20 protein-coding genes are annotated in these 16664 nt (G+C 71.4%); 2 read left to right on the top strand and 18 right to left on the bottom strand.

The annotated features are described in order from the left end of the window. Window positions 1–6 precede the first annotated feature (6 nt). The 16 genes from R9Z33_RS18525 to R9Z33_RS18450 all read right to left on the bottom strand — a co-directional run bounded on the left by R9Z33_RS18525 (window position 7) and on the right by R9Z33_RS18450 (window position 12805). A complete protein-coding gene (locus R9Z33_RS18525; RefSeq protein ID WP_318648038.1) occupies window positions 7–789 on the bottom strand; it encodes an SDR family NAD(P)-dependent oxidoreductase in 783 nt (260 codons plus the stop codon). A gap of 40 nt (window positions 790–829) precedes the next feature. Next, entirely contained in the window at window positions 830–2182 is a 1353-nt protein-coding gene (locus tag R9Z33_RS18520; protein WP_318648037.1) for an NAD(P)H-dependent oxidoreductase, read from the bottom strand. Window positions 2183–2247: 65 nt separating this feature from the next. Then, window positions 2248–2619, bottom strand: coding sequence for a hypothetical protein (locus R9Z33_RS18515; protein ID WP_318648036.1), 372 nt, complete (start codon window positions 2617–2619; stop codon window positions 2248–2250). Window positions 2620–2757: 138 nt separating this feature from the next. After that, window positions 2758–4044, bottom strand: a complete 1287-nt coding sequence (hisD, locus tag R9Z33_RS18510; protein ID WP_318648035.1) for a histidinol dehydrogenase — start codon at window positions 4042–4044, stop codon at window positions 2758–2760. A gap of 63 nt (window positions 4045–4107) precedes the next feature. Then, the gene (gene hisG / locus R9Z33_RS18505) at window positions 4108–4779 is read right to left on the bottom strand and encodes an ATP phosphoribosyltransferase (RefSeq protein WP_318648034.1); all 672 of its coding nucleotides are present in this window, start codon (window positions 4777–4779) and stop codon (window positions 4108–4110) included. Between the two features lie 11 nt (window positions 4780–4790). Beyond that, a complete protein-coding gene (murA, locus tag R9Z33_RS18500; RefSeq protein ID WP_318648033.1) occupies window positions 4791–6053 on the bottom strand; it encodes a UDP-N-acetylglucosamine 1-carboxyvinyltransferase in 1263 nt (420 codons plus the stop codon). Between the two features lie 107 nt (window positions 6054–6160). Next, window positions 6161–7387 carry an HlyD family secretion protein gene (locus tag R9Z33_RS18495; RefSeq protein WP_318648032.1) on the bottom strand — a complete coding sequence of 409 codons (1227 nt, stop codon included), beginning with the start codon at window positions 7385–7387 and terminating at the stop codon, window positions 6161–6163. Window positions 7388–7390: 3 nt separating this feature from the next. Next, window positions 7391–7807, bottom strand: coding sequence for a hypothetical protein (locus tag R9Z33_RS18490; protein WP_318648031.1), 417 nt, complete (start codon window positions 7805–7807; stop codon window positions 7391–7393). Window positions 7808–7904: 97 nt separating this feature from the next. Further along, window positions 7905–8711, bottom strand: a complete 807-nt coding sequence (locus R9Z33_RS18485; protein WP_318648030.1) for an SDR family NAD(P)-dependent oxidoreductase — start codon at window positions 8709–8711, stop codon at window positions 7905–7907. 33 nt (window positions 8712–8744) lie between these two features. After that, window positions 8745–9299: a dCTP deaminase gene (dcd, locus tag R9Z33_RS18480; RefSeq protein ID WP_318648029.1), complete on the bottom strand. Its 555-nt coding sequence runs from the start codon at window positions 9297–9299 to the stop codon at window positions 8745–8747. 1 nt (window position 9300) lies between these two features. Beyond that, a complete protein-coding gene (locus tag R9Z33_RS18475) occupies window positions 9301–9471 on the bottom strand; it encodes a hypothetical protein (protein ID WP_318648028.1) in 171 nt (56 codons plus the stop codon). Window positions 9472–9562: 91 nt separating this feature from the next. Continuing rightward, a complete protein-coding gene (locus tag R9Z33_RS18470; protein ID WP_318648027.1) occupies window positions 9563–10546 on the bottom strand; it encodes a Bug family tripartite tricarboxylate transporter substrate binding protein in 984 nt (327 codons plus the stop codon). Between the two features lie 78 nt (window positions 10547–10624). Further along, complete coding sequence (locus R9Z33_RS18465) at window positions 10625–11050, bottom strand: GNAT family N-acetyltransferase (protein ID WP_318648026.1); 426 nt, start codon at window positions 11048–11050, stop codon at window positions 10625–10627. Then, window positions 11047–11502: a CopD family protein gene (locus R9Z33_RS18460; protein WP_318648025.1), complete on the bottom strand. Its 456-nt coding sequence runs from the start codon at window positions 11500–11502 to the stop codon at window positions 11047–11049. The genes R9Z33_RS18465 and R9Z33_RS18460 overlap by 4 nt, the downstream gene beginning before the upstream one ends. Beyond that, a complete protein-coding gene (gene parA, locus R9Z33_RS18455; protein WP_318648024.1) occupies window positions 11502–12143 on the bottom strand; it encodes a ParA family partition ATPase in 642 nt (213 codons plus the stop codon). The genes R9Z33_RS18460 and parA overlap by 1 nt, the downstream gene beginning before the upstream one ends. Before the next feature lie 32 nt (window positions 12144–12175). Then, window positions 12176–12805, bottom strand: coding sequence for a hypothetical protein (locus R9Z33_RS18450; RefSeq protein WP_318648023.1), 630 nt, complete (start codon window positions 12803–12805; stop codon window positions 12176–12178). Between the two features lie 140 nt (window positions 12806–12945). Between R9Z33_RS18450 and R9Z33_RS18445 the strand changes: the two genes are divergently transcribed. Next, the gene (locus R9Z33_RS18445) at window positions 12946–13404 is read left to right on the top strand and encodes a CBS domain-containing protein (RefSeq protein WP_318648022.1); all 459 of its coding nucleotides are present in this window, start codon (window positions 12946–12948) and stop codon (window positions 13402–13404) included. Between the two features lie 42 nt (window positions 13405–13446). Here the strand turns inward: R9Z33_RS18445 and R9Z33_RS18440 are convergent, their stop codons facing one another. Together R9Z33_RS18440 and R9Z33_RS18435 are read right to left on the bottom strand one after the other, a co-directional pair. Beyond that, entirely contained in the window at window positions 13447–13785 is a 339-nt protein-coding gene (locus tag R9Z33_RS18440) for a hypothetical protein (protein WP_318648021.1), read from the bottom strand. Beyond that, the gene (locus tag R9Z33_RS18435; protein WP_318648020.1) at window positions 13785–15101 is read right to left on the bottom strand and encodes a sulfite oxidase; all 1317 of its coding nucleotides are present in this window, start codon (window positions 15099–15101) and stop codon (window positions 13785–13787) included. Before R9Z33_RS18435 ends, R9Z33_RS18440 begins: the two co-directional genes overlap by 1 nt. A gap of 82 nt (window positions 15102–15183) precedes the next feature. Here R9Z33_RS18435 and R9Z33_RS18430 point away from each other — a divergent pair, with 82 nt between their 5' ends. Next, window positions 15184–16569, top strand: a complete 1386-nt coding sequence (locus R9Z33_RS18430; protein WP_318648019.1) for an NAD(P)H-hydrate dehydratase — start codon at window positions 15184–15186, stop codon at window positions 16567–16569. Window positions 16570–16664: the final 95 nt, after the last annotated feature.

Raw genomic sequence — 16664 nt, 5'->3', positions numbered from 1 at the left:
GGCCGCTCAGTCCTCGACAAGCGGCGGGCCGGCCAGCACGCCGCCGTCGATCACCATGCTCTGGCCGGTCATGAAGCCGGAGGCGGCGCTGGCGAGGAAGACGGCAGCGCCGGCGATCTCGTCCGGCTCGCCGATGCGCAGCAGCGGCGTGTCGCGCGTGCGCTTCTTCAGGTTCACCGGGTCCTCCCACAGCGCGCGGGCGAAATCGGTGCGGACCAGGCCGGGGGCGATGGCGTTCACCCGCACGCCGCGCGGGCCCCATTCGGTGGCCAACGCGCGGGCCAGCTGCATGTCCGCAGCCTTGGAGACGCCGTAGATGCCCAGCCGTGGCGAGCCGCGAAAGCCACCGATCGAGCTGACGATGATGACCGAGCCGCCGCCGCGCTCCGCCATGCCCGGGATCGCCATCTGGCAGAGCCAGAGGTTGCTCCGGACATTGGAGTTCATGATGCGGTCATAGGCCTCGTCGGGGATGTCCTGCGAAGGGCCGAAATAGGGGTTCACCGCCGCGTTGCAGACCAGCACGTCCACCTGGCCATAGGCTGCGACGGTGGCGTCCACCAGCGCCTGCAGTTCGGGCTTGCGGCCGATGTTGCAGGCCACCGCCATGGCGGTGCCGCCATGGGCCGTTATGCCGTCCACCACCTCCTGGCAGGCATCGAGCTTGCGGGAACTGACGACGACCTTGGCGCCGTGTTGCGCCAGGCGCTCGCAGATGGCGCGGCCGATGCCGCGGCTGCCGCCGGTGACGATGGCGACCTTGCCGGTCAGGTCGAACAGGTTTTGCACGCGGGCTTCCTCCGTTTTGCTTGGAGGAAGCGTAGCGGGCCTATTCGGCGGCCAACAGGGGGCGGGCCTGGCTTTCCATCTCGTGCCTGAGCCGCACCGCGTCCTGTGCTGCGTCCAGCGCGACATCGGCCTGGCGCAGCACCGCGCCTTCAGGGATGTCCCGCAGGAGCTTCACGCCGTGCGCGAGGCCGATGGGCAGCGCGCCCGCGGCGAGGCTGCGCGCGGCGGGGATGCACTTGCCCCAGACCATGGCGCCGCCTTCCCCATCCAGGATCTCGCCAGCCTTCAGCGCGCGCTTGGCGGTGGCCACCGCATCGCCGCGCCAGGCCTCGCTCATGCCGGTCGGCTCGCGCCGCAGGGCCACGGAAGCGACGGAGACGGCAAGCTCCAGGCCGATCAGGTGATAGGGGCGCCAGAGGGCGGCGTAGTGGCCGGTGCTGTCGGTGTGCACGCCGTATTCGGAGAAGCAACGGCGGATGTAGTCGGTCTCGCCCTCGAAGACGGCATAGACGCCCCAGCGCAGGTCGCCCACCACCTGGCGGGAATCGCGCTCCAGGCTGCTGATCACCTCCACCATGCCCTTCTGCGGCAGGATGCCGCCCTCGGCGCGCGGGCGGAGGATATGCGGCAGGTCCTGCACGCCGCAGGGCGGGAAGGCCAGCCCGTCCTCGGGCGGCAGCAGGCCCGTTGCATTGGCAATGGCCGCCATCTCGATGCTCGACTTCGTGCCGTCGAGGAAGGAGTTGAACATCTGCGGGTTCATCCCGCCGGCCTTCGCCTGCTCCGGCGTCAGTCCGTAATGGCCCCAGACCGTCTCGGGCGTGGAGGCGTGGAAGACCGGCAGGTATTTCGTGCCCTTGCCGGCAGCGATGACAGGCAGGCCCATGGCGCGGATGGTGTCCACCATCTCGCACACCAGGGCCGGCTGGTCGCCATAGGCCATGGAGTAGACGACGCCCGCCTGGGTGGCCTTGGCGGCGAGCAGCGGGCCGGCGAGCACATCGGCCTCCACATTCACCATCACGACATGCTGCCGAGCCGCGATGGCGGCGAGCGCATGGCGGATGCCGGCGGCCGGGTTGCCCGTGGATTCCACCACGACCTCGATGCGCGGGTCATTCACCAGCGCGGCGTTGTCCGTCACGAAGGTGGCGCCGCCGGCCAGCGCGTGATCGAGGCTGGTGGCGGCGGAGCGCTCGGCCTCCCAGCCGATGCGCGTCAGGTTTTCGCGCGCGCGGGCGGGCGCAAGATCGGCGATCACCGCCACATGGATGCCGGGCGAGCGCGCCGCCATGGCGAGGAACATGGCGCCGAACTTGCCGGCACCGATGACGCCCACCGTAACAGGCCTGCCGGCGGCCGCGCGCGCGGCGAGGAGGCGGGAGAGGTTCATGGACGGGACACCTGTTCAAATCCTTCGTGCTGACAAGCCACGGCACGGCCCTGGAGGCAAGCCAGCTACTGCACCAACACGCAGGCGGGGCTTTCCTGCGAGCCAGAGACCTGGAGCGTGGCCGCCCGGTCGCCATGCCCCGTGACCTGACAGACATTGCGCAGGGGGCCACCCACATTGCCGCGGATGGTGAACCGCACCTGCGTCACGTCTTGTGGCGCGCGCTGGCATCGCCGGCCGGGGTCCGTGGTGACGTAGTAGATGTTGCTCCAGTTGCCGGCGCTGTCGCGCGTATCCATCATGATGTTGGCGGCCCAGCTGGTCTGGAGCTCCACGCAATAGAGGATGAACGCGGGACGCTGGCTTTGCGCCGGGGGCACCCAGGCCAGGGCCGCGACGGCCAATGCGGATGCGGTGACCAGGGCGTGACGGGTCATTTCGGATCTCCTTCGCCCTCGATCTTACGGTCTCTCATGGGGCTGCCCAATCGGCGCATGCGATCGGTGCCATAGGTTCCGACCGACCAGGACGCGCGGCGCGATCGCGAACACCGCGTCGCCGCGCGGAGCCGGCTTTTACAGGCGGATCGCGACACTCGCCGCATGGGCGCCCAGGCCCTCGGCCTCGGCCAGTTTCACGGCGGCCGGGCCGATGGCGGCGAGGCCCGCGGCATCGGCCTCCACCCAGGTGGTGCGCTTCAGGAAATCATAGACCGAGAGGCCCGAGGCGAAGCGGCTGGTGCGCCCGGTGGGCAGCACATGGTTGGGGCCGGCCACGTAGTCGCCGATGGCCTCGGGCGTGTAGCGGCCGAGAAAGGCGGCGCCCGCATGGCGGATGCGGGCAAACAGCGCCTGCGGGTCCGGCGTCATGATCTGCAGGTGCTCGGGCGCCAGGCGGTTGGTGAGGCCGACCGCCTCCTCCCAGTTCCGCACGAGGATCACGGCGCCATGCTTCGCCCAGCTCTCGCCGGCGATGGCGCGGCGGGGCAGGGTGAGCAGGGCCTTTTCCACCTCGCGCACCACGGCCTCGGCGAAGGCCGCATCATCGGTGATGAGGATGGATTGCGCGGCCTCGTCATGCTCGGCCTGGGCCATCAGGTCCATCGCCACATGGGCGGGGTTGTTGTTGCCATCGGCGAGGATCAGCACCTCCGACGGGCCGGCGATGGAATCGATGCCGACGCGGCCGAAGACCTGGCGCTTGGCTTCGGCCACATAGGCGTTGCCGGGACCGACGACGCGGTCCACCGGGGCGATGCTCTGCGTGCCCCAGGCGAGGGCCGCCACCGCCTGCGCGCCGCCGATGCGCCAGACCTCCGTGACGCCCGCGCGGCGCGCCGCCGCCAGGACCAGCGGGTTCAGCGCGCCCCCTGGCGTGGGAACCACCATGGCGAGGCGCGCCACCCCCGCGACGCGCGCGGGGATGGCGTTCATCAGCACGGAGGAGGGGTAGGCCGCCTTGCCGCCCGGCACGTAGAGGCCCACCGCATCAAGCGCGTTCCACCGCAGCCCCAGCGCCACGCCATCCGCGCCCGGCACGACGAGGTCGGCCGGCATCTGCGCGCGGTGGAAGGCTTCGATGCGCATGGCCGCGAGGTCGAGTGCCTCCAGGAGCCCGGGCTCCACGGTCGTGATGGCCGCGTCGATCTCGGCCGCGGTGACCTGCAGCGCGATGGTGTCGCCCGGCGTCCAGCCGTCGAAGCGGCTGGTCAGCCGCAGCAGGGCGGCGTCGCCCTCGCTGCGGACGGCCTGGATGATCTCGGCGACGGCGGCATCCACGCGCGTCGTCGTGTCGCGTCCATCCTCCAGGATGGCGGCAAAGGCGGCTTCGAAGCCGGCGTCACTCGTGCGGATGAACTGCATGTTCCACTCTTGGTTTCCAAAGGCCTGGGCCTTTGGCGGGGTCCAGGGGCAGCGCCCCTGGGTTCAGGTCAAGGCGGCCCGGAACCGCGCGATCCAGCCGGCGATCTCCTCCGGCCGTGTCTTCAGCGCCGTCCGGTTCACGATGAGGCGCGAGGTGACATGCGCGATCACTTCCGTCTCGACGAGGCCATTCGCCTTCAGCGTGGAGCCGGTCTGCACCAGGTCAACGATGACGCGCGAGAGCCCGAGCGAGGGCGCCAGCTCCATCGCGCCATTCAGGTGCACCACCTCCGCCTGCACGCCGCGCGCCGAGAAGTGCCGCCGCGCGATGTTCGGATACTTGGTGGCGACACGGATGCGCGACCAGCGCGAGGGATCATCCTGCCCGGCCGTCACCGCCTGCTCGGCCACCGAGACGCGGCAGCGGCCGAGGCCGAGGTCGAGCGGCGCGTAGATCTGGTCCGTGTCGTATTCCATCAGCACGTCGCCGCCGCAGACGCCGATCTGCGCGCCGCCATGGGCGACGAAGGTCGCGACGTCAAAGGGACGCACGCGCACCACGTCCAGCATCGGGTCATTGGTCTCGAAGCGCAGGCGGCGGCTGTCCTCGTCGAGGAAATCCTCCGCCGGCACGATGCCGGCGCGCGCCAGGACGGGGCGCAGCTCCTTCAGGATACGGCCCTTGGGCAGTGCGAGGATCAGGCCGGTGCCGGCCTCGGTCGCGGTGAGCGGCATGGGCATGTCCATCACGCCGGCAGCCGCGCGATGTCGGCGCCGACGGCTGCGAGCTTCTGCTCGACATGCTCATAGCCGCGGTCGAGGTGATAGACGCGGTTCACGATGGTCTCCCCCTCGGCGGCGAGGCCCGCCAGGATGAGGCTGACCGAGGCGCGCAGATCGGTCGCCATCACGGGCGCGCCGGCCAGCTTCGGCACGCCGCGCACGATGGCGGAGGTGCCGTGGAAATTGATGCGGGCCCCCATGCGCATCAGCTCGGGCACGTGCATGAAGCGGTTCTCGAAGATGGTCTCGGTGATCATGGCGGCCCCTTCGGCCACGCACATCAGCGCCATGAACTGGGCCTGCATGTCGGTGGCGAAGCCCGGGAACGGCTCGGTCACCACATCCACGCCGCGCAGGCCATTGAGGCGGCTGACGGTGAGACCGGTATGCGTCTCCGCCACATCCACGCCGGCATCGCGCAGCACGCGGGCGACGGCGCCCAGATGCTCCATTTTCGCACCTTGCAGGTGCAGCGTGCCGCCGGTGATGGCCGCCGCGCAGGCATAGGTGCCGGCCTCGATGCGGTCGGGCACGATGGGGTGGGTGGCCGGCATCAGCGTGGCGCCGCCCTCGATCCGCAGCGTGCCGGTGCCGATGCCCTCGATGCGCGCGCCCATGCGCATCAGGCACATGGCGAGGTCGCTGATCTCGGGCTCGCGCGCGGCGTTGACCAGTTCGGTCTCGCCCTCGGCGAGGCAGGCGGCCATCAGCAGGTTCTCGGTCGCACCCACGCTGACCTGGGGGAAGATGATCTTGGCCCCGCGCAGCTTGCCGCGAGGCGCGCGCGCCTCGATGTAGCCGGCATTGATCTCGATCTCGGCGCCGAGCTGCTCCAGCCCCTTGATGTGCAGGTCCACCGGGCGGGTGCCGATGGCGCAGCCGCCGGGCAGGGAGACGCGCGCCTGGCCGTAGCGCGCGAGCAACGGGCCGAGCACGAGGACGGAGGCGCGCATCTTGCGGACGATGTCGTAGGGCGCCTCCAGGTTGGTGGCCGCACCGCTGATGGTCAGCGTCCGCGCCTGCCTGTCATGCGCGACCTCAAGCCCGTGCTGGACCAGCAGGGCGCGCATGGTCGCGATGTCGGCGAGGTCGGGCGCATTGGTCAGGGTCAGCGGGCCGTCGCAGAGCAGGCCGGCTGCCATCAGGGGCAGGGTCGCGTTCTTGGCGCCCGAGACCGGCACGGTGCCGTTCAGCTTCACGCCGCCGCGGATGCGAATCCGGTCCATCTCGATCCCTGCCTAACCTGAATACCCGCCTGGAGCCCGGATCATCTGCCACCAGCCCCCGCCCAAGACAACCGCGCCCGCCGCATGGCCCGCCCCCGCCAGGGACGTCAGTGGCCGGAGAGCACCAGGGCCTTGAAGGGCAGCAGGATCGTCTGGATCCGCAGCAGGATGGCATGGACGAGCCCCACCGCGTCGATCGCGTGCAGGGCGACCGCTTGGAGGGAGCCGGTGGCCGGGTCGCTCAGCGCCTCATGGTTGGAGGTATATGCATTGGCGATGCAGTTGCTGCCGGGGATGACCTTGTCGAGCCCGCCGGGGTAAAGCGGCTCCAGGATGGCGAGCACCGTGCCGGGGCGGCTGAATTGCTGCGCGTCCAGCAGCACGTCGCCGCCCCTGATCTGGCCGCTCGCCACGAAGGGCTGAACCTGCGTCACCACCATGGGGATGATGGTCCAGGGCAGGGAGGCGCAGCTCGCCTCGGCCAGCATGCCAGGGCGCAGCACGCGCGCCTCGATCTGGCCGAAGCCAGCCGCCAGCCTTGGGCTGCGCGCGCCCAGATCCTCGGGCACCAGCACGCCGGCGGGCCGGGCGAAGGGGTTCACGACATCGCCCACCTGCAGCAGGAACTGCTCGACGCGGCCGGAGACGCCGGCGCGGATGATGGTCTTGTCCAGCTCCGCCTCCGCCTGGGCGAGGGCGGCCAGCGCGCTCGCCCGCTCGGCCGGCAGCTGGTCGGAGATGCGGGCGGCGACGGCCTGCCGCGCGGCCTGTGCGGCGGCGACACCCGCCTCGCGCGTCTGCACCATCACCTGCAGCCGCTCCACCTCGCGCCGCGCGGCCACGTCGCGCAGCGCCTGCTTTGTCGCCAGTTCGTCGGCCGCCTGCTGCAGCGCGCCCTGGGCTTCGAGGATCCGTGCCTCGGAGGCCGCGAGATCGGCCCGTGCCACGAGCAGGGCCGCATCCACCTCGGCTACGGCGCGGCGGGCGGTCTCGACGGCGGTGCGCTGCGTCTCGTCGGCCAGGCGGAAGAGGGGGGTGCCGGCCTCGACCGCCTCGCTGCCGCGGACATGGATCTCGGCGACGCGGCCATTGATCTGCGGGACGATGGGCACGGTGCGGAAGACCGAGCTGACATGCACGCTGGTCGGGTGGAAGTAGAAGACGGCGGTGATCAGGCTGATGGCCAGCAGCAGGCAGGTGACGATGCCCCAGCGCAGCTCGAACCAGACCGAGAAGAGCGTGATCTCATGGCCGAAGCGCCTGCCCTGCACATAGCGGCGGAACAGGTAGTCCGGCAGGATCGTGACCATCGAGCAGAGCAGGATTTCCAGCATGGCTCAGTGGCCCCGCTTCTTCGCGGCCATGGCCTGGGGGCGCGCCTCGGGGTCGTCCCCGCCGCCGGGCGGCAGGCCCGCGATGCGCTCGCTGGATCCCGCGATCCGCCGCATGGGGGTGAGGAAATCCGGGATGTCGATCAGGGCCAGCAGCAGCCCCGCCACCCAGAAGGCATGGATATGCGTGAAGAGCGCGAGCAGGCCCAGCACCGCCACGATCTCGAATTGCAGCTTGTGGGTGCGGTGCGCCATCCGCTCGGGCAGGGTGTGCAGCCGGAGGAAGAGCAGGCCGAAGGAAACGGTCGAGACCAGCAGGATGCCGGCCGTGATCCACATCAGCCCGTCGCTCCCATCCGGGCCGGGGATGAAGATGGGCAGGTGGTGCGGGGCGGCCGGGTGGATGGCGGTCGGCGTGCTCATGGGCGGCTTTTCTTGTGCTGTCGGGCGGAGGCCGCCCCGGTGAGACTATGGCCTTCGCATCGGCGCAGGAAGGCCCGCACCGCCCTGCCGCCGCGCATCAGCCCGCGCTGCCCTTGCGCATCCGCTTGAGGTGCCAACGCTGCACCCGACTGATCAGCGCATTCCGCAGATCTGGCGGCAGGGCGCCGATCAGCCGCACGCCGAGGTGAACGCGCCGCGGGAAGGACACGCGGGTCCGGCCGGCCGCGATGCCCTCCAGCGTCAGCCGTGCGGCGCGGGAGGGCCGCATGATGAGCGGCATCGGCATGGTGTTGGCGGCGCTGAGTTCGGTGCGGATATAGCCGGGCGCCACCGCATGGATGCGGATGCCGCGGGCGCGCTCATTGCCGTCCATCGCCTCCGCCCAGGCCTGGAGGGCGGACTTGCTGGCCGAATAGGCGGGCGACATGGGCGCCGCCACGAAGGCCAGGATGGAGGAGATCACGGCGATGCGCCCGCGCACCCCGCCGGCGCCGGGGGCCTGCGCCGCCATCACCGCGATGGCGGGCAGCGCCGTGTTGAGCGTCCCGGTGACATTCGTCTCCAGGATGCGGCGCGCCTGGTGCGGGCATTCGAAGGGCGCGCCGATCGCGCCCAGCACGCCCGCATTGGCGATCACGAGGTCGAGCGGCGTCGCGCCGCCGATCCAGGCGGCCATGGCGGCGGCATCGCAGACGTCGATCACGGCCGTGGTGACGCGGGCGCCGCGCGCGGTGCAGAGCGCGGCGGCCTCCGCCAGCCCCTCAGCCTGCACATCGCCCAGATGCAGCGATACGCCGGGGGCGGCGCAGGCCTCGGCCAGGGCGCGACCGAGGCCGCAGGCGGCGCCGGTGATCAGCACGTTGCGCCAGGGGTAAGGGGTCACGCGTCCCTCCGGCTCCGGGGCGGGCCCGCGCCTCTAGAGCCGGGGCAGCGCCACGCCGCGCTGGCCCATGTATTTGCCGGCGCGGTCGGCATAGCTCACCTCCGGCGCGCCCGCCCCCTGCAGGAAGAGGAACTGGCAGATCCCCTCATTGGCATAGACCTTGGCGGGGAGGGGGGTGGTGTTGCTGATCTCGATGGTGACCTGGCCTTCCCATTCGGGCTCCAGCGGCGTCACGTTCACGATCAGGCCGCAGCGGGCATAGGTGGACTTGCCGAGGCAGATCACCAGCACGTCGCGCGGCACCTTGAACCACTCGACGGTGTGGGTCAGCACGAAGGAATTGGGCGGGATGATGCAGACCGGGCCCTTGCGGGTGACGAAGCCCGTCTCGGAGAATTCCTTGGGATCCACCACGGCGTTGTCCACATTGGTGAAGACCTTGAACTCATCCGCCGCCCGCGCGTCATAGCCGTAGGAGGAGAGGCCGTAGGAGATCACGCCCTCGCGCTTCTGCGCCTCGATGAAGGGCGAGATCATGCCGTGCTCGGTCGCCATGCGGCGGATCCAGTGGTCGGGCATGATGGGCATGTCAGGGCTTCCTCGGCGCTGGCTCGGAGGAGGGGGGTCTAGCCTCGTTCAGCCCTTCGCGTCCATGGGCGGCGGGCTCGGGCGCTTCGGCCCGGGCGCGCTGCTGCGCCTTGCGCTTGCGGAGATTCGCGCGCAGCGCGGCGGCGCGGCGGGCTTCCTTGTCGTCGGTCATGCGGTGGCGTGGTCCCGGCACCTGGTGGCGATGCTGTCCCAGATGGGGGAGGCCGGCCGCGAGGACCAGCCCCCGCCGGGCGGATCACGCCTCAGCCCGCATCCATCTGCAGCCCCTCGCGGCGGATCACCTCGCCCCATTTGCGCGTCTCGGCGGCGACGAAGGCGGCGAATTCCTCGGGGCTGAGGCGCAGCGGCACGCCGCCCAGCTCGGTGAAGCGGGCGCGGGTCTCGTCCAGGTCGAGCCAGGCATTCACCTCCGCGTTCACGGCGGTGACGATGGCGGGCGGCAGGGCGGCGGGGCCGAAGATGCCGAACCAGGTGTTCACCTCATAGCTGGCCAGCTCGGGCAGCGTCTCGCGCATCGCGGGGATGTCGGGCAGCTGCGGGCTGCGCTCAGCGCTGGTGACGGCGAGCGCGCGGACGCGCCCGGCGCGGATGTGCTCCATCACGCCGGTCAGGTTGTCGATCATGAAGGCCACATGCCCGGCCAGCAGGTCCACCTGGGCGGGGCCCGAGCCGCGGAAGGGCACATGGATCGCCTGGGCGTTCAGCATCTGCAGCATGAGCACGGGCGAGAGATGGGTGGACTGGCCGACGCCGGTGGAGGCGTAGGGGATCTGCCCCGGCCGCGCGCGCAGCAGCGCCGCGAGTTCCGCCACGCTGCGCGCCGGAACGTCATTGTTCACCACCAGCACATTGGGGCCGCGGATGGTGCCGGCGATGCAGGCGATCTGCTCCGCCCGGTAGGCGAGGTTGCGGAACAGCGAATAGGCGATGGCCTGCGGGCCGATATTGCCCGACATCAGGGTGAAGCCGTCGGGGCGGGATCGCACCAGCTCCAGCGTGCCGATGGTGCCGCCCGCGCCCGCGCGGTTCTCGACCACCACGTTCACGCCCCAGCGTGCCTGAAGGCGCGGCGCGAGCAGGCGGGCCATGATGTCCGTCGTTCCCGCGGGTGCCGCCGGAACCAGGATGCGGACGGGCTGGGCGGGCTTCCAGCCATCGGCGCGGGCCGGCAGGGCGAGCGGCAGCATGGGCAGGGCCAGCGCCGCACGCCGGGCGATCATGGGCATGGACTTCCTCCTCGGGGCTTTGATTGCGCCCAGCATGTCCCGCTTTCGCGCCGGGGTCACGCCTCTTGAGGAGGGGGGTCAGAGCTTCTTGCGATACCAGATGCGCGCATGGCCGGGCGGCATGCCATCCAGCCGCCCCGCCTCCACCCAGCCATTGCGTGTCCAGAAATGCGGCGCGTGGAAGCTGAAGGTGTCGGTATAGGCGTCGGTGCAGCCGCGCGCACGGGCCACCGCCTCGGCCCGGGCGAGAAGCTCGGTGCCGAGCCCCTTGCCGCGCTGGTCCTGCGCGAGCCAGAGCCAGTCGATGAAGAGCCAGTTCCAGTAGGTGAGGCCGAGCAGCCCGCCCTTCACCACTTCATCCTCGTCGCGGGCCAGGACGGTCACCGGCTCGCGGTCATAGGGGCCGCCGCGTTCCTGGTTGTAGCTGTGCAGGCCGCGCTGGATGGCGGCCACCGCCTCCAGCTCCGGATAGTCGTCGTCGCGGATGGTGAGGTTGTGGGTCAACCGAAGCGTCCCCAGGCGGCGATGCCGAGCGTGAAGAGGCCGAGCAGGAGATTGCCCGTGACCAGGCGGCGGATGCCCTCATTGGCCGCCGCCGCTGCGGGCAGGTCGCCCGCCGAGAGCGCCTGGCGCATGCGGCGCCAGGGTCCGAAGAAGATGGCGAGGTAGATGGCGGACATCAGCAGGCCCGTCAGGTGCATCAGGTGCACATGCCAGCCCGCGCCGCGGAAGCCGCCGAAATGGCCAAAGAGCAGCCAATAGCCGGTCAGCATCACGATCGGCATGGCATGCCAGACGATCAGGAAGAAGCGCTTGTGGACCCGGCCCATCAGGGCCAGGCGCTGCGGCGGTTCCAGCGCGGCGAGCGCGGGGCGGAGAGCCAGGATGGCGAAGGCCATGCCCCCCACCCATAGCGCGGCGAAGCCCACATGCAGCACGAAGGCGAGATGCGCCATCACTTCCCTTTCGTCTTGCCAGCCGCGAGCTTGCCGATGGCGGCGGCGAGCGCGCGGATCTCCTCGGCGGCGGGGCTGCGCGCGGCACTTTCGGTCACCCCCTGGCCGAGGGCGAAGGCGGCGCCGAAGGCCGAGCGGTTGCCCAGCGTCTGTGCCATGACGGGCGCCTTGCGGCGCGCCAGCTCCTCCATCACCACATCGCGCAGCCGGCCCGAGGCGGGCAGGCGGTTGAGCACGAGGCGATGGGCGCGCTTCTCCGCCTCGGCCAGCGCGATGGTCGCCTCGCTCGCCCAGAGGTCGGGCAGGGAGGCCTGCAGAGGGATCAGGACAAGGTCGGCGCCGCGGATGGCGATGCGGCTGTCCGTGTCGGCATGCGGCGGCGTGTCCATCACGATGACATCGGCCTCGCGCCGCAGCTTGTCCAGCGCGCCCGTTACGCGCCAGCCCGAGGGCGCGTCGAAGATCAGACGCGGCGCGCTGGCGGGGCGCAGCGCATGCCAGCGCGTCAGGCTCGCCTGCGGGTCGGTGTCGAGCAGGGCCACGCGCCGGTTCCCCTGCAGCAGGGCCACGGCGAGATTGGAAGCGAGGGTGGATTTCCCCGCCCCCCCTTTCTGCTGTGCGACGGCGATGATGAAGGCCATTTCCGCGCTCCGGCGAATCGTGGAAGCGCAGTCTAGCGCGAATCCCGCGCCTTGAGGGCGGCCCGGGCCGCCGCCATGACGCTGATGGCCGGCACGGTGAGGGGCGGCGCCTCCGGGAGCAGCGCTGCGGCGCCGGCCATGGAGGCCTGGGCCAGCACCACCCGCCCGGACAGTCCGCGCGCCACCTCGGCGATGCGGGCGTGATAGGCCTCGGCCTCACCGGCCAGGAAGAGCGGCCAGGCGCCCTCCACCAAGTGCAGCCGGAGCTGGGCGCCGGTCCGGGCGGCCGCGGCCTCGAAGACGGCGCGCGTCGGTCCCTCCGTGGTGGGGGCGGCGTAGAGCACCTCGACCATGCCGCCGCGCCGCGTCGCGGCCTCGGCCAGCGCGGCATCGGCGCGCAGCACGGGCCGCGCCGCATCCTGGGCGCGCGCCGCGGCCCCCCCGATGGTGGAGCAGGTGAGCAGCACGGCATCCGCCCCCTCCGCCATCTCGCGCAGCAGGGCGGCGACGGCCTCCAGCGTGGCGGGTGTCGGCTCGCGCAGCAGGTCGGGACGGATCCGGTGGGTGAGGGTGAGCGCGCCGCCCGGCAAAGCCTCGGCCGCTGCCTGAAAGAGGGTGGCGTTGCTTTCCGCCGTGTGCAGGCAGGCCAGGGTCAAGGGCATGCGGGATGCTACCGGCCACGCTCCCCCGCGTTGCATGAGCGAAACATGAAGTCTTGGACAGATTGAAGGAATTCGTGATGTCCGACTGCATACGTCGGCTATAGCCCGCGTGTTCGTTCCCTTGCCGTAAGGATGCAGCCATGACCGTCGGTGCCGTGCTCAACCAGAAGGGGGCCGCCGTGATTTCCGTCCTCCCGGAATCCCCGGTGACCGAGGCGGCGGAGATCATCGCCCAGCGGCGCATCGGCGCCGTCGTCGTCTGCGACGCCGAGGGCATGCTGGTCGGCATCCTCAGCGAGCGCGACGTGGTGCGCGGCCTGACGCAGCATGGCGCGGGGCTGCTGGCCCTGCCGGTCTCGGCGCTGATGACGCGCGAGGTCGAAGTGGTCACTGCCTCGACCTCGGTGGATGAGGCGATGGAGATCATGGATGCGGGCTATTTCCGCCACCTGCCCGTGGTGGATCGCGCGCGGCGGCTCTGCGGCATCGTCTCCATCCGCGACCTCGTGCGCTATCGCATCAACAGCCAGCAGAGCGATGTGGAATCGCTGCAGGCCTATGTGATCGGGCGGGGCTACGGCCTGGGCCGCGTCGCCTGAGGGGTGCCGGGGCCGGGCGGGGTGGGCCGCCCGGCCATATGCTCAGTTCAGGAAAGGATTGCGGCCGCGCGCGGGGGCGGTGCGCGGGCCGTAATGCTGGGCGAGATAATCCACGATAAGGGTGCGCTCCGCCCCCTCCAGCGGGTTCATCCCGTGCTTCTCCGTCATCCAGTCCATCAGCCCGTCCCATTGATCGCGCCGGAAACTGCTCCGCCGGATGATCGCGGTGCTGTGGCAGGCGGTGCAGGCGTAGAACACCTCCTCCTGCCCCGGGCCGGCGGGGAGGACGGAGGGTTCCTCGCCGCCCGGCGCCTCGGTGGCCTGGGCCAGGGTCAGCGCGCCGCCAAGCAGGCCGAGGGTCAGCAGAAGAACGTTCCGCATCAGCCCACCAGGATGGCGGCGCGGCTGATCGGGTTCGCGCCGTAACCCTGCGGGTTCCAGTTGGCGGCGGCGAAGGGCTGCATCTTCCCCGCGCTGTCGGTCGCGCGGTACCACACCTCGAAATACCCGTCCGAGGGCAGCGCCACCCGGCCCTGCCAGCGCTGCCAGGCATGGCGATTGGCGGGTGCGGCCACCTGCATCGCCGTCCAGCTCGCGCCGAAATCCACGCTGACATCCACCGCGCGCACGCTGAGGTCGCCGGCCCAGGCCGCGCCGCGCAGATCGAGGCTGCGCGTGCCGGCGGCGAGGCGCGAGCCATGCGCGTGTGAGGAGAGGATCGAGCGCACCGGCATGCTCGTCATGTCCACGAAATCGGCGCCGTTGTTGTTGCTGCCCGGGACGATCGGGCGCACCGGGATGCGGTAGCTGGTGCCGCCCATGCCCGCCCCGGTGTGCGGCTTGTCGAGAATGGTGATGCGCGTCAGCCATTTCTGGCTGAGGCTGCCGGGCCAGCCGGGGACGATGAGGCGCACCGGCGCGCCATGGATATGCGGCACCGGCTGGCCGTTCAGCGCGAAGGCGATGATCGTGTCCTCGTCCATCGCCTTCGCGATGGGCATGCCGCGGCTGATCGCCTGCCGGTCGGTGGCACCCGAGAGATGCGGGTCCGCGCCGAAATGCCCGGTGAAGGCGGCACCGGGCTTGAGGCCGGCGGCGGCCAGGACGTCGCGCAGGCGCACGCCGGTCCATTCGCCATTGCTGATCGCGCCATTGCCCCATTGGTTGCCGCGCGTCTGCGGCGTGAAGAAGGCGCGGCCATTGCCGCCGCACTCCATCTGCAATTGCCGCGTGACGCTGGGGAAGCGCGAGCGCAGCTCGCCCAGCGTCAGAGTGAGGGGCGTGTTCACCTCGCCATCAATGGTCAGGCGCCAGGCATTCGGGTCGGTCGTCAGCGGCTCGGGGATCTGACCGTTGTTGCGGACGAAGAAGTAGCGGTAGCTCGTCACCGCCTCGTCCAGCATGTGCTCCGGCGTCTCGCCCACCAGTGGCCGGTCACCCTGGAGGATCAGCTCCGCCTTGCCTTCCATGCGGAAGACGGCGGGGGCGGATTGCGCGGCGGCGGGGCGGGCGAAGAGGGCCGGAAGCAGGCCGCCCGGCATGTGCCGCGCGAAGGGGATGGAGCCGCCGAGCGCCGCGCCCATCGAGGCCAGCGCCGCGCCCTTGAGCATGCCGCGCCGGCCCCATGCGAGGGCATCGGCCCGCTCGGGGTCATCGCGATAGAGTTCCTGGATCGAGCGTTCCCGCTTCTGCACCATGTGACGTCTCCCTTTGTTGAGCCAGTATGTCGCCATGCCTTTCAACGCTGCAATCCCCCCTGAGCTGTTGTCGCCGCGCGAAATGGCGATGGCGGATCGCCTGGCCGGTCACGGCCCCGCGCTGATGCGCGCGGCGGGCCGGGCGGTCGCAATGGCGATCCAGCGGCGCCTCCGGCCCTGCCGCGTCCTGGTGCTGGCCGGGCCGGGCAATAATGGCGGCGATGGCTATGTCGTGGCCCGACTGCTGGAGCGCGCGGGCTGGGATGTGGGCGTGGCGGCGCTGGCCCCGCCCCAGGTGGACGCCGCGCTGGCCGCCGCCGCCTGGCGCGGGCCGATGCGCCCCTTCGCCGTGGCGGAGGTGGCGCGGGCGGGGCTGGTGGTGGATGCGCTGTTCGGCGCCGGGCTCTCGCGCCCGGTGGAAGGCGCGGCGGCGGAACTCCTGGCCGCCGTGCGCGTGCCGCTCATCGCCGTGGATGTCCCCTCGGGAGTCTGCGGCGCGACGGGGGCGGTGCGCGGCTTCGCGCCCCAGGCCGCGCTGACCGTGACCTTCTTCCGTCGCAAGCCCGGCCACCTGTTGCAGCCGGGGCGCGACCTTTGCGGGGAGCTGGTCCTCGCCGATATCGGCCTGCCCGCGGCGGTGCTGGAGCGGATCCGGCCCGACAGCTTCGCCAATGGCCCGGCGCTCTGGCGCCTGCCACGGCCGGATGCGGGGAGCCACAAGCACAGCCGTGGCCATGTGACGATCATCTCGGGCACGGCGATGGCGGGGGCGGCGCTGCTCTCCGCCCGCGCGGCGCGGCGGATCGGCGCAGGGCTGGTCACGCTGGCCTGCGCCGATGGACGCAGCGCCCTGCTGCATCGCCTGGCCGAGCCGGGCGCGCTGGTGCTGCAGGCAGCGGGCATGCAGGACCTGCTGGCGGCGCTGACCGATGACCCGCGGCGCGAGGTGATCCTGCTCGGCCCCGGCCTGCCACCGGATGCGACGACGCGCGGCGCGGTCGCCATGCTGCTGCGCGCAGGCAGACGGCTCGTGCTGGATGCGGGCGCGCTCTCGGCCTGCGCGGGCGCGCCGGAGGCGCTGCGGGGGGCGGCCATCCTGACGCCGCATGAGGGCGAGTTCACCCGCCTCTTCGGCGCGCCGGGCGGGGATCGCCTGTCGGCGGCGCGGGCGGCGGCGCGGCAGAGCGGGGCGGTCGTGCTGCTCAAGGGCTCGGACAGCGTGATCGCCGCCCCCGATGGGCGGGCCGCGATCAACCACAATGCGCCGCCCACGCTGGCGACCGGCGGCAGCGGCGATGTGCTGGCCGGACTTGCCGCGGCCCTTCTCGCGCAGGGCCTGCCGCCCTTCGAGGCGGCCTCCGCCGCCGCCTGGCTGCAGGGCGAGGCCGCGCGGCTGGCGGGCCCCGGTCTGGTGGCCGAGGACCTGCCGGAGGCAGCGGCCCGCGCGGCCGCATCCCTTGGCGGATGAACATGTTGCGCCTCGCGCAAATGCGCCGTCCGCGGTGGATCGCGCTTTATTTCCGAATGTTTCCACGGTAGCATCCCATCCCACCTTGGGAGAGT

The sequence above is a fragment of the Sediminicoccus rosea genome (assembly GCF_033547095.1).
GTDB classification, from domain to species: Bacteria; Pseudomonadota; Alphaproteobacteria; order Acetobacterales; family Acetobacteraceae; genus Roseococcus; species Roseococcus rosea.
This window is presented reverse-complemented; position numbering and strand designations above follow the sequence as displayed.